The sequence below is a fragment of the Aeromonas sp. PS2Canimalfood6 genome, assembly GCF_048276795.1.
GTDB lineage: Bacteria > Pseudomonadota > Gammaproteobacteria > Enterobacterales > Aeromonadaceae > Aeromonas > Aeromonas caviae.
In genome coordinates this window covers 1-12,860 of record NZ_JBLUXC010000083.1, presented here as the reverse complement: position 1 = coordinate 12,860, position 12,860 = coordinate 1, and the positions used below count along the sequence as shown (strand labels likewise).

Here is a 12,860-nt window from a genome sequence, read left to right as displayed (position 1 = left end):
ATGGTGTTTTTGCTCATGGGGGGAGCGTATCTAAGGAGCAGGATCAAGCAAGCAGGAAAGTGGGATCAAGAGACGATCGTCTCATTTTTCCTGTGTCAATACTGTTCCGGTGAATACTTACTTTTATCCGGCCTCCTCTCCCGCCGAACCCAAGCATTTGCGACGCATTTTCTGATATAGTTTTTTGCCTGCCGTTCCTGTATGGAAAATTCCGCACAAAAGGAGTTCACTAACTCGGCTGCTGATACTGAGGTATGCCCACTCAGAGCTTTTTTCAGAGAAGTTAATAATGTGTTGTTATCACTATCATTCGCGCTGACGAATATCAGATGTTCTGTTCGGTTTAATAAAATCTCATCAGGAGTTTCAACCGCTCTCGAACTAAATCTGAGGCTGAATCTAGCCCCCTGCCCATCCCGCAATGCTAGTGACATAACCCCATCAGCCTCACCATGAATGGATGATGCCCCTCTGATACCAGCAGCACCTGCATTATAGTTCTCAGCTCCTGGTGAAGATTTTCTGGCATGATGCACAACAATATGTGCAGCGGAGCGGCTAATTTTTCTGATGGACCGCATTACCTGCCCCATCAAACCGTTATCATTTTCCGCCGCTGTATGCATCCTAGCTAGTACATCCCAAATAATCAGGTCAGGCTGGATCTCATTCACGATGGAGATCATTTTTTTCGCCTCTACAGGATCCAATACATCCGTTGTCTGGAAATCACCACACCGGAAAAAATTCCGCTCAATTGTTTGGTCAGTCACATTATTATGTGCTGTCATGGTTAAAAAGCGTTTCCAAAACAACCGATCTTTTAGCTCAAAATCCATATACAACACTCGTGCTGGATTTCGATTCCTCCAGTTGAGGAACTGTCCTCCACTGGCGATAGCCAATGCGAGCTGCGTTGCGACCAGAGATTTACCAGATTTGGGGGCGCCATTGATGATCCACTGATCACCCTGCTCAATAAGTTCGTCCAACAACCAAATCGGTTTTTGCTCACTGGCAATCCGCCCCTCACTAACCCCCCAAGCTAACATTCTATTCTGGAGCATACATACTCCTCCCAAAAAAAGTTATTATTATTTGTTGTTTTTATAAATCAATGGTAGATATTAATTATTGCTATTTATAAAGATAAACATTGCAAGTAATCTTGTATTGATGATGTTCCGCAAATATAAAAAACAAACGCCATTCAGAATATTTTACAAAGAAAGATCTGAATCCATTTCATGACGTGCAGTCCTCTGGCCAGAGTGCTCGTGCTGAGATTTTAATGCATACGCTCCAGGCCTCATCCTGAAACGTGCAATTTTTTTGGCTGCTAATATAGGGTTATCCATTATGATTCTAAGACCTCGAGTAGCAATCTCACCGACCTCTGCGTACTCTCTACGGAGCCGCTCAAGGTCTGAACCTGCTCCTGCAACTGTTCGAGCGAAACGCTCATCTGATGAATGAAGTTCTCGGCAGAGACGTTGCTGTCGCTGGTATGCGTGTTCAAATGCTGCACCATGGTCAGCAAGACCTGATGGTCGTTCATTATCTGCTGCTGTGTGACATGCTGCGATTGAACCTGCTCCCTGAGTGTTGCTATCGAGCTCATCTGCTCGGTGTTGATAAAACTGAGCAACTCTAATAATTGTTTCTCTAAATTCATGATTCACTCCTAGTAATGCTAAAATAGCGCTCAAAATTTTCATCAGCAGTTGAATTAATGCCTTTTCGGTGTCTACTGCTAGGGTTCCCTCAGGGTTAATTGGGGTCAGTGTGTAACCTGCATATAGCTGCATCTGCTGTTGCCAAAAAAGAGCATTTGTTGGCTGTTTGCGATGTCTCTGGGTTATCACTGCGGCCATACCTGTCGGTCGTCTCACAGGCCTCGGAGAGGGCATTGGGTGCAGCGTCTCAGTGACGTTATAGCGGCTCTGATTGAAGGCCCGGCGTTTGGCTATCCGCTCCTCAATCTGCTGCCAGAGTGCATCCAACGACGGTTGTGGAGGCGTTGTTATCGTCAACGTCGGTCTCACCACATCAATACTGGTAAACGCACGGCTAAATAAAGGTCCTTTCAGCCGAAAAGCCTTGATCTTTCCCTCTGGCACAATCCGTATGTAATCCTTTTTAGCCTCGACTTCGCTAATACCATACCTTTGTCGAGTCTGAGGTTGCTCCAGCCAATCAATCACAGCTTGTCGGTTACATAACTGACCCTGAGTTACCTGTAACTGCACCGCATCAGATAACGCTGCAATCAAGTCCGCATTTTTACTGTACCGTGGTATTGTTCCTGTCAGCCTCTGGCGTCGCGGATCATCTGGACGTGCGAGGTTATATTTCAGGTTGAGGTAATCACGGATCGCATTAAAATCACCTTCCGCACCTGGTGGGTGAGGGTTGAAATATTTTCCAGTGCGCAGATTAATCCGTGGGATTAAAAAATGATTCTCCAGATTTTGTTCATGCGTATGTTGTACCCACAAGATCATCCTGTCCTCTATGGGTAATCCCGCAAAAACCAGCTCCTCCATCAATGCACGAAATTCCTGAGCAATATCAGGATTGGAGCTCAGCGTCTGGTTGTCCTCAATTGCATGTGCAATGACACCGCTGGTGTATTTATATTTATGTGGCGATATCTCGATTGCATAAGCGATGTCTCGTGGATTTCCAGCCAACAGCTCAGGTGGTGGAGTCCGTTGTACACCATGGATCAGTCTCAGTTGTTGGTTCAACCGATGAACCAATGGAGCGTCATTTTTATCACGAGCAACCCTAATCGCATCAGCGATTGTACTACGCTCATTTTTTTGTTGCGGCGTCAGAGCGCTGTAGATACCCAGTAGGTAATCTATTGGGGCGCTGGATTTAGTCTGGCGTTGCCCATTGGTTGCAAAAAATCTAATCACCGCCATAGCTCATGCTCCTCATACTCACTCTCGATTAATGCTGGATTTACCTCCACTGCATCCTCGTCATCCTCACCTGAGTGTGACCATGTAGTGTCTGGGGTCGCAGTATCGCTTTTGTCATGGCGTATAACCCGAGATGGCTGTGTTAATTGTGGTGATAACATCTCGTTGATTTTATCAACCTGCTCTTTATGTTGTTTTTCTAGTTCCCTGAGTTCGCATAAAATAAAAAGTAGATTTACATCGCCCTTATGGGAATTACACCATTTTACCAGCTGATTGAAATTGTTATAAAACCCGGTCTGTTGCGCAATAAGATTATTTATTGTGTCGCGTAATGTTTCTGCTGGAGAAATGACGATTTTCAATTTTGTGAGAGATTGAGATGCTAACCTCGATACAGTGATGCTTGCATTTTAAGCCTTTTTCTCCCAACGACGTTTTTCCTCATATGTGCAGCGTAGCTCGATTCGATGATCACGGATCTCTGTAAAACTCGGCAGCATTTGTCGAACGATGTCTGTATCCATATTTACATCTCTAGCTATACCGTTAATAGTGACAGCGACATCGTCATTGATGCACCTGATAACGGCCCTTTCAATGAGCAGCATGAGATCAGGATCTCTTGTAAGCTCCTCACGTAAAGTGTTATTTTTGCTATTCCTTAATTTTTTATTTTCTTTTCCCACGTATTGTCTCCTGGCTGCTGAACAGCTCTAATTTATATATTTATTTAGCGGGTCTGGGCGGCAGCCCAGGTAGGTCCAGGGCGACAGCCATGGCAAGGCTCCGTACACCGTACATTGCGGAACGCAATTTGTACGGTGTAGGAGTGACCTTGCTCTTTTTATTAAAAGCAATAAACTGCCTGATTAGATAGTAGCGTCAACGATAGTTTTTAGCTGCAACGATACCGTACACACTTAGATCATATTAACCCGATAACTCTCTTTAATTTATGCTATCGTAATTCACTTCTTTTTAAGGAGCATTTCGATTAATGGTATTATCGATTGCATCTCTGGCATGGTCATCAACTCATTCCAATTTCTGTACAATGTGGCAGATGGCGCAGCAGACTGCTCTACCGTATCTACAGCATTCGAATGTAAGCACCGTTGCAAAACCGCTCCTGCCTGGGCTCCAAAATCGACTGCATCCTCGACTAACCATTGGCCATAACAGCGCTGAATCATTTCAGTACCAGCATGCCCCATCTGCCGTGCAATCCATGGTACATTTATTCCGGCAGACAATAGTTGACTGGCAAATGTATGACGGAATTGCGACGGCCCGCGATAATCAACGCCAAGAGAGATACAGTACGGTTTAAAGAATTTTTCTCTGTATTCATCAACTGAGGCGTAAGGACGCCGCTTTGCACAAAAATAGGCTAACAATGTCCGAGATTCGATTAATTTAGTTCGATTATCATTCTGCGTGACTTTTATATTTTTTGCCTTTCTATTCTTGGCTTGTTCTAGCAGCAGAGTTAGCGGTTCTATTGCCTGCGCTGTCAATTCTATTGTTCGTCTAGACCCCTCATTTTTAGGGGTTTTATACACACCATTTACCAAAGCCAGATCTATGGTCAGCATCTTTTTTTCGAGGTCAACCACTTCAGCACTTAAGGCGAGCAGTTCACTAATTCGTAAACCAGTTGCTATCCCTACCTGTATCAATGCAGTTTCAATTTGATAGTTTTCCTGCTTATTCTGTTGTAGCAAAAGTGCAATCTCAGACTGCAAGAATGGTTTCGGCTTCTTTCTGGTAAATTTACATTTCTTTATGTTTTCCATCGGATTAGATGGAATTAAACCGTCGAGTTTCGCCCTAACAAATACACTGCGCAGAATTTCCAGGTAGTGATTAACTGTACAGCCATTATATTTCTTTAAAAGTTTTACGACCATCATCTCTATGTCTGTAGAGCTAAAGTCGATCAACTTTTTCTTACCGAACCAAGTTACAAGCTGCTTGCTCTTGCGGCGATATGGTCCAATGGTTGATTCAGCATAGCGGGCTTCTTTAAATTTCAGATTTTCATTTATTGCCAGTCCAAGAGTCTTATTTAAATCTTTGGCCTGTGAGTTTTTATCATTGTTCATCGGCTCTAATCCAGTTGATTTGCGCATAGGTTATGAGCATTAAAAAAATAAGTCAACAGATTTTTGATGCACAAACGAAATTACAAGTCAAGAAAATTATTTGGTTTTTTAAATAATATCGTTCCACCACAACATCTGAGCCACACAGGGCACGATTTCTGGTTGAATTTCCCTGTTGTAGAGCACGACTGCTTCAGATCCGCCGTCACCGCCTTGTAGTCCTTCCAGGAGACATAGCGCAACGAGTTGCGCACCATGTGGACGATACACAGTTGGACCTTGGTCTGGGGATACTCCACGGCAATGGCATCAGGGAAGCCCTTGAGACCATCCACACACGCGATCAGGATGTCTTCCAGACCGCGGTTCTTCAGCTCGGTCAGGACCGACAGCCAGAACTTTGCCCCTTCGGTCTCGGCCAGCCACAGGCCCAACAGCTCCTTGTGACCCTGCATATTGATGCCCAGTGCCAGATAGAGCGACTTGTTGATCACCCGCTGGTTCGCGCGGATCTTCAGTACAATGCAGTCCAGATAAACGATGGGATAGAGCGGATCCAGCGGCCGGTTTTGCCATTCGTGGACCTGCTCGATGACACGTTCGGTCACCTTCGATACCAGCCCCGCCGAGATGTCGGCGTCATACATCTCTTTGAACGCGTCCACGATATCGCGCGTGCTCAAGCCTTTGGCGTAGAGGGCGAGGATCTGGTCGTCCATCTGGGTCAGGCGGGACTGGCCCTTGCGGACAAACTGAGGCTCGAAGGAGGCGTTACGGTCACGAGGCGCCTGGATGGTGACCTCTCCATGCTGGCCTTTTAGGCGCTTGATGGAATAGCCATTGCGATTGTTGCCGGTCCCGCGGCCTTGTGGAGCGTGTTTCTCATAGCCCAGATGCTCGTCCATCTCGGCATTGAGCGCGGTCTCGACGGTAAGCTTGATCAGCTGTTGGGTGAGGGTGCCGAGATCTTTTTCAGATTTGATGTCTTTGGCCAGCTCAGCGGCCAGTGCTTTGAGTTTGTCTTGGTCCATTTGCTTACCCACGAAGGTATCCTTTTGAAAAAGTTACTTATTCGTGGGCGGTTACACAATTGGATTTACAGGCTCAGTAAAAATGACTGTGACCTTGCAGACGAGACTTCACTACAGATCACAGATCTTCTACAACACTCATCTTCCATTCATTCTTTAGATACTACACCCACCCACTTCGCAACTTTGGCCTTTAGTTATCACTACTTCATTCTGCTTGTCAGCCCATGCCTGCTGTAATACGCCCAGAAAGCTACTTGCAGGCTGGGCGCCACTGAGAGAATACCTGTTGTTGAGCAAGAAAAGCGGTACGCCGCTTGCACCAATGGCGCGAGCGTTGTTTTCATCTGAAATGATGGCGTCCCTCAGTGTTCTACTATTGAGCGCATTTTCGGCATCTGTAGGGCTAACACCCACTTCTGTGGAGATTGCAACCAACTCCTTATGGTCAAAAATAGATCGCCCTTCAGTGATGCTTGCCATGAACAATCGCTCAGCTAGTTTTTCTCCTAAACCTACCTGATCGGCCATCTTTACCATGGCATGTGCATCCTTGGTATCACCAAACAGCATTGTGTCAAAGTTATACAAAAGCCCTTCTGACTCACCAGCAATTTTTATCTGCTTCATCATTAATTCGGCACCTTGTTCTGTACCAAATTTTTTATACATTGCAGCCTTAAAAGGTGCTGGCGCAAATTCACTTGCTATACGATAGCTGTGGTGGCGAATCAACACATTATCCTTATTTTCAAAAACGTCTAATGCTTTTTCGAACCGTTTCTTTGCTATCCAGCACCATGGACAGACAAAATCGGACCAAATATCAATGGTTATTTGTGGGGAGAGTATATTCATAACTACCTCAAAAAATTTAACTAAATATTGATTGGGATGATATAAATTAAAGCCCGGTAACATAGGATATTATCCAGGCTATATAGCCGTTGGTTTATTCTAGTTGATAAGCTGGATAATCAGTATATCCCTTCTCTGGAGAGCTACTGATGCCGTAATAGGTTGTACGATCGCTTTCCGCCAGTGGCCAATCATTTTGCATGCGCTCAACCAAATCAGGGTTGGCAATGTAGGGAACACCAAAAGCCACCAGATCCACTTCACCTTTTTCTAACGCTTCTTCGGCAATGCTTCGATTGAAGCCGCCGGCAGCGATAATCGTACCGTCAAAAACGTTGCGGAATGAACTCTTGAAGCTATCAGCCTCTTTCGGGGCCGCATTGTAGTTCGGTTGATAGTACAAATGTACATAAGCAAGTTTACGTTGACCGAGGGCTGACGCGATGCTGGCCCAAGTTTCCTCTTCATTATCATACGGTGCTAGGTCGTAAATACGGCCGAATGGTGAAAGGCGAACTGCCACTTTGTCCTCACCAATAGCCATTGAGATAGCATCGATAGTTTCCATCAGGAAACGCTGACGGTTTTCAACAGTTCCACCGTATCGATCTGTTCTGGTGTTCAGTTGGCTACTTAAGAATTGATCAAAGATAAATCCATTGGCCGCCATGACTTCGACACCATCAAAACCAGCCTCTATTGCCAGCAGCGCAGATTTCACAAAATCCTCTGTAATGCGACCGACCTCTTCCGTCTCCAGTGCTCGCGGCTCACTGGGGGTAACCGCGCCCGGCTCGCCAGACTCCGTAAATGCAAACACGGTTGTATTGGTCGCAGGTATTGTTCCTGACGAGACAGGAGCCTGATTACCAGGCAGCAGAGATACATGCGACATGCGACCTACATGCCAGAGCTGCGCAAAAATACGACCACCTTTCGCATGGACAGCATCAGTAACCTTCCGCCAGCCTTGCATCTGTGTCTCATTATACAAGCCTGGTGTATACAAATAGCCGCGGCCCTCTTCAGACACAGGAAGACCTTCCGTGATCAGAAGGCCAGCAGATGCCCGTTGGGCGTAATAAAGAGCAACCAGCTCATCAGCAACATCATTAAGTGTCCTGGTTCGAGTCATTGGAGCCATTACAACACGGTTTTTTAAATGGATACTCGCCATATTGTAGGGCGTGAATAACTTACTCATCGAATACCTCACTAAAGGTTAAATAAAAAATATCAGGATGGCCTGACAAACCAGGCATATCACTCAAGCCCTGCGGCCACTAGTTAGATTCTCGCCAGCAGGAGGCATGCAACTATCTAGTTTGTTGCCGCTGTTGCAAGGAAGATGATACTGTGACAGTCTATCAACCTACTACTAGGTAGGCAATGGTGTTGTTGCAATTTTTTCAACGCCCATCAATGAGCCTTAATTGAGTTCATCTTCCTGTGCAGGAGGAATGTCTGCCTGCTCTATATGAGATGCGCTTGATGCCAAAACCCACAAATGAGGTACCGAAAAATGCATGAGTTGTTCATCTGCAACGAAAATAACTTCCACCAAATTGAGCGCACCAAGGGGTTGGCTGTTGTGCGCTTTTTTGCGTCCTGGTGCCCACCTTGCCGCGATAGTGAAGCGCTCTTTAATGAGTTTGCTGAGCAGCTAGAACACTCTGTGATTGTTGGGAGTGTGAACATTGATCAGTCTCCTGTTTTGACCACCCGCTATGAAATCTGGGGGTTACCCTCAGTGCTGATGTTCAAAGATGGACAGCTGATCAAACGCATCGTCGGGGGGAAATCGTCAGAACATTACCATCACGCACTGACAGAGGTGAAGGACGCCACACTCCGAGGCTCTGAACCAGGGGGGGGGGTGTGACTAAAAACGGTAAAAAGAACGGCTGCATAGGCATGGTATGCCAGTCAACATGGGTCGATAACAATAAAAACCAGCAGAAGCTTGACAAGAAGAACAGACACACATAACCTTAACCTACTAGTTGGTAGTCTGGTTTAATCCTAAATTCTCAGCAGGTGAGACTATGCAGAATAGACAATTTGAAGGTCAGAAGATCTTGGTTATTGGCGGCACAAGCGGCATAGGGTTTGAAACAGCGCTAATAGTCGCCGAGCAAGGCGGAACTGTAGTTATTGTCGGAAGCCGGGCAGAGAAAGCTGAGGAAGCACGTAAACAACTTGCTACTGTAAGCGGTGACGAAAAAGTCTTTGCGTTAACTGCAAACTTATCAAATTTTGACAGTGTGCAGTCTCTGATTAGCCGGTTAGCGCTTGAGCACAAAGATATCGATATGTTGGTAAATTCCGCAGGAATTTATTACCCCAAGGGATTCTTGGAACATACTCTTGATGACTATAACAATTTTCTCGATCTAAACCGCGCATTCTTCTTTATTACGCAGCAGATTACAGCGTCACTCATAGCTCAGAATAAAACCGGTTCGATCGTCAATGTAACGGCCGTTGCTGCCCGCCAAGCGATTGAAACTGTTACGGCCTCTGCCTATTCAATGGCGAAAACCGGGTTGGATACGATGACTCGGCATGCTGCTGCTGAACTGGCAAGATACGGCATTCGTGTAAATGCAGTCAGCCCAGCCATTGTGGAAACTCGTATTTTTGAACGCTTCATTCCGGGTGAAGAACTAAATAGTGCCCTACAGGATTTCAGTAATTTCCATCCACTAGGCCGAAATGGCACTCCACGTGATGTTGCGGAGACTATTGTATTTCTTCTCTCAGATAAGGCATCTTGGGTGACCGGGGCGATCTGGGATGTTGATGGTGGTGTCATGGCTGCACGTAAGCTTGGAAAATAAAATTCAACAAACTAAAAAGGTACCAAAAATGATCAATGAATGGAGCAATAGACTGTCCGATCTTATCAAGAGCGTGGGTAATCTTGCCAAAGCAAATCAACCTGTGGCTCATGAATTTCATAACCTGGAAGCCGCAACAAGGGCTGGTAATGTACTGGATCCGAAAACTCATGAACTCATTGCATTAGCCGTTGCGGTAACCACTCGATGCGATGGTTGTATCGCAGCTCATGCTGCGGCGGCCAAAAAAGTTGGCGCAACGAAAGAAGAGGTTGCAGCTGCTTTGGGAACTGCAATCGCTCTAAATGCTGGTGCAGCATATGTCTACTCGGCCCGAACTTTAGACGCCTACGATGGAGTATGAGCTCATAGAGTCACTATACACTAACTACTGAAATTAATGTTCCCGATTATTTTGTTAATCGAATAATAGGGGAAGTCACATACAGGAATATTATTATGAAAAACATCGTTAATGGCATTGACATGACCGAATTCCAGCAATTCGCTGAGGGTGTCAGTCAAGATCCCAGCATATCGAAAGCGCGCTTCAATGTGGAAACTCGTTGGGCCGGTCAAACACGCTCTGTGTCTACGATAAAATCCTATGAACTGCGTGGTAAGAACTATGAGCGTAATTTCCATATCGCAGCAGATGAGCCAACGGAAATATTGGGAACCAATACAGCTCCCAATCCCCAGGAACTACTGATGGCTGCCCTCAATGCCTGCATGACGGTTGGCTACGTTGCCATAGCGGCAACCAAAGGGGTCACTATCAACTCGCTGAAAATTGACACAAAAGGAGAGCTTGACCTGCGCGGCTTCCTGGGATTGGATGAAGCTGTCAATCCAGGTTATGACGAGGTGCAATATAGTGTTTACATCGACTCTGATGGAACTGATGCGCAGTTAGAAGAGATCCACAACGCCGTGCTTCAAACATCGCCTAACTATGCCAACTTCTCACGAGCCATTCGCATGGTACCCAAACTGGTCATTGCAGAGAAGTAATGCAATGAAGAGAGCATGCAGTTTGCTACGTCGAGATTTACCTCTAATCCGTGATGTTATAGCATGCTCTCTCCATGTCCTCACGCAGGTAGTACACCATATGTCTATTGATACAAGAGAATCATTAATCAAATCTGCTGAGTATATGTTGCGTTCCAGAGGCTATGCAGCATTTAGTTATGCTGACCTAGAAAAAGTAGTAGGGATAAGAAAAGCAAGTATACATCACCATTTCCCTAAGAAAGAAGACCTTGGTGTGGTAATTATCGAGTCTTATATTGAGCGTTCCGTTCTCGATTTCGATAGAATTGAACACGATTTTCCAAATGCATTTGGTCGGCTATGTGCATTCGCCTCTTTGTTCAGAGCCGCAATGGCTGATGGAATGTTACCTTTATGTGGTGCACTTGCAGCAGAAATGGCGGCATTGCCTGAAAAATTACAAGCACTAACTCGTAAGTATTTTGACATTCAATTGCAATGGCTTGAAAAAATAATAACTATGGGCATCTCCAGCGGTGAGTTTTCTCCTGATGGAAATTCACGGCAGATAGCTTTTCAGATTTTAAGCCTGATGGAAGGTAGTAGTTTTGTCAGGTGGGCTATGGATGATGGCTTTGAACTTGATCCAAGTGTGATTGGCCGTATTGTCGCAGCCAGAATTTAGTTAGGCTGGCACGGTCTCCATTCATATACCCCTTTTTTACGGACAAATAAAACTCATATAATAGTAGGGTATTTCCCACCCTGCTCTATTATTTATTACACCAGCCAAGTAGAGGAGGACTATCCAACATAGCCAAGATGTCTTAACACTAAGTTTTTATGCGCGGAGTAATCCGCGCTTTTTTATAGATACGGCAGTGCCATGGTGCTGACGGCGCTGGCAGGCTTTGCCGCCACCGCCCAGGCCGCCGATCACAGACAAAATCCGTTTACCCTGGCCTATGGAAGGTGCGAATAAGCGGGGAAATTCTTCTCGGCTGACTCAGTCATTTCATTTTTTCAGTTTGAGCCGATCTTTTCTCCCGTAAATCCCACCTATCAGATAAGTGAGCATTGAGTTGGGGCTTATACGTCTATGAGCACTACAGCAAAAGTTCACCAGACGGTACTGGATTGACACTTATACTAAGTCTCTGGGAATCAACTCTATCTTTTCTTTCAAAAGAGAGACGCTTACCCGTTTACCATAGCGGCCAAAAGTGATCCCTGTTTTACTATGTCCCGCCAACTCAGCCACAATATGCTCAGCAACGTCCGCCTGTTGCAGCTCATCGATAAACGTGTGTCTCATCCCGTAAATGGTGGGGCGGCCCTGACCTACGATGCCAGCATCATTGAGGTGGCGTTGGAAGCGACAGGTGATGTTATGCGCCCAGTCGTCGTCTTTGCCTGATGGTTTGTCGTCGAACAAAAATACCTGCCCCTGACCGCGACGACTCTCCACATAGTCCAGGAATTGATGTCCGATCAACGCACTATGTAGCGGCACGGTACGGTACGCATTGGCACTCTTGAGCTGTTGATCCACCTCTCCCGCATCGACCATCAGACACCAAATCCCCTCAACCTGTTTGATGTTCTGAGTTTTGAGCTGGCAAGCCTCGGAGGGTCGCAGCCCGGCATACAGGCACAGCAGGGGCACCCACCAGTCTTGAACTCTCAATTTTTTGCCTTTCTGGGATTGTTTGCTGCGCAGGCTGGCAAACAGCTGAGCCAGTTGAGGGCGATGCCAGCGCACTCGCTCCTCATCCGCCCGTTTGTGCGGCTTCTTGCCTGCCGTCAACCCATCAAAAGGGTTACGGCTGCAATAGTCCAGCGCCACGCACCAACGGAAGAACTGTTTCAGGGCGGCGAGGTAATCTCCTTTGGTTTTGAAACTGAGGTTGGTCTTGCGCAGCAAGCTGTTGCGGTACTCCTGTGCCAGCGCGGGCGTCACCTCATCGACTTTAACCCCTTTGGCCCAGGTGACGAAGGCGTTGATCCGAAGTTGGAGCTGGCCCACCGACCTATGCTGGATCCCCTCACTGGTTTTAGTCTCGATGAATCTCGCCAATGCGTGGGTGAGCATGATCC

Annotated in this window: 12 protein-coding genes and 1 pseudogene; 5 read left to right on the top strand and 8 right to left on the bottom strand. The window is 46.2% G+C overall.

Translation table 11 applies throughout. The annotated features are described in order from the left end of the window. Nucleotides 1-95 precede the first annotated feature (95 nt). The 7 genes and pseudogenes from ACNPAA_RS19730 to ACNPAA_RS19700 all read right to left on the bottom strand — a co-directional run bounded on the left by ACNPAA_RS19730 (nt 96) and on the right by ACNPAA_RS19700 (nt 8,131). Nucleotides 96-1,067, bottom strand: a complete 972-nt coding sequence (locus ACNPAA_RS19730) for an AAA family ATPase (RefSeq protein ID WP_417891965.1) — start codon at nt 1,065-1,067, stop codon at nt 96-98. A 153-nt stretch (nt 1,068-1,220) separates the two neighbouring features. Further along, on the bottom strand, nt 1,221-2,930 hold the full coding sequence (locus tag ACNPAA_RS19725) for a relaxase/mobilization nuclease domain-containing protein (RefSeq protein WP_235655435.1): 1,710 nt from the start codon (nt 2,928-2,930) through the stop codon (nt 1,221-1,223). 413 nt (nt 2,931-3,343) lie between these two features. Next, nucleotides 3,344-3,619, bottom strand: coding sequence for a hypothetical protein (locus tag ACNPAA_RS19720; protein WP_417891964.1), 276 nt, complete (start codon nt 3,617-3,619; stop codon nt 3,344-3,346). A 282-nt stretch (nt 3,620-3,901) separates the two neighbouring features. Then, nucleotides 3,902-5,038 (bottom strand): tyrosine-type recombinase/integrase, encoded by a 1,137-nt coding sequence (locus tag ACNPAA_RS19715; protein ID WP_042877944.1) that lies wholly within the window; start codon nt 5,036-5,038, stop codon nt 3,902-3,904. 191 nt (nt 5,039-5,229) lie between these two features. Continuing rightward, nucleotides 5,230-6,069, bottom strand: a pseudogene (locus ACNPAA_RS19710) (IS256-like element ISAs3 family transposase); the annotation flags it as partial. Between the two features lie 156 nt (nt 6,070-6,225). Next, nucleotides 6,226-6,990, bottom strand: coding sequence for a DsbA family oxidoreductase (locus tag ACNPAA_RS19705; RefSeq protein WP_234917622.1), 765 nt, complete (start codon nt 6,988-6,990; stop codon nt 6,226-6,228). Between the two features lie 31 nt (nt 6,991-7,021). Then, a complete protein-coding gene (locus ACNPAA_RS19700; RefSeq protein ID WP_141116512.1) occupies nt 7,022-8,131 on the bottom strand; it encodes an alkene reductase in 1,110 nt (369 codons plus the stop codon). 318 nt (nt 8,132-8,449) lie between these two features. Between ACNPAA_RS19700 and ACNPAA_RS19695 the strand changes: the two genes are divergently transcribed. The 5 genes from ACNPAA_RS19695 (at nt 8,450) to ACNPAA_RS19675 (ending at nt 11,448) form a co-directional block, all read left to right on the top strand. Further along, a complete protein-coding gene (locus ACNPAA_RS19695) occupies nt 8,450-8,809 on the top strand; it encodes a thioredoxin family protein (RefSeq protein ID WP_417891963.1) in 360 nt (119 codons plus the stop codon). Nucleotides 8,810-8,972: 163 nt separating this feature from the next. Beyond that, the gene (locus tag ACNPAA_RS19690) at nt 8,973-9,767 is read left to right on the top strand and encodes an SDR family NAD(P)-dependent oxidoreductase (protein ID WP_201957414.1); all 795 of its coding nucleotides are present in this window, start codon (nt 8,973-8,975) and stop codon (nt 9,765-9,767) included. Then, nucleotides 9,724-10,131 carry a carboxymuconolactone decarboxylase family protein gene (locus tag ACNPAA_RS19685; RefSeq protein WP_417891962.1) on the top strand — a complete coding sequence of 136 codons (408 nt, stop codon included), beginning with the start codon at nt 9,724-9,726 and terminating at the stop codon, nt 10,129-10,131. Before ACNPAA_RS19690 ends, ACNPAA_RS19685 begins: the two co-directional genes overlap by 44 nt. A gap of 95 nt (nt 10,132-10,226) precedes the next feature. Further along, nucleotides 10,227-10,781 (top strand): OsmC family protein, encoded by a 555-nt coding sequence (locus tag ACNPAA_RS19680; RefSeq protein WP_041211544.1) that lies wholly within the window; start codon nt 10,227-10,229, stop codon nt 10,779-10,781. Between the two features lie 100 nt (nt 10,782-10,881). After that, complete coding sequence (locus ACNPAA_RS19675; protein ID WP_059112251.1) at nt 10,882-11,448, top strand: TetR/AcrR family transcriptional regulator; 567 nt, start codon at nt 10,882-10,884, stop codon at nt 11,446-11,448. A gap of 459 nt (nt 11,449-11,907) precedes the next feature. Here ACNPAA_RS19675 and ACNPAA_RS19670 read toward each other — a convergent pair. Further along, a partial coding sequence (locus ACNPAA_RS19670) for a tyrosine-type recombinase/integrase (RefSeq protein ID WP_417891961.1) occupies nt 11,908-12,860 on the bottom strand: 953 nt, incomplete at its 5' end.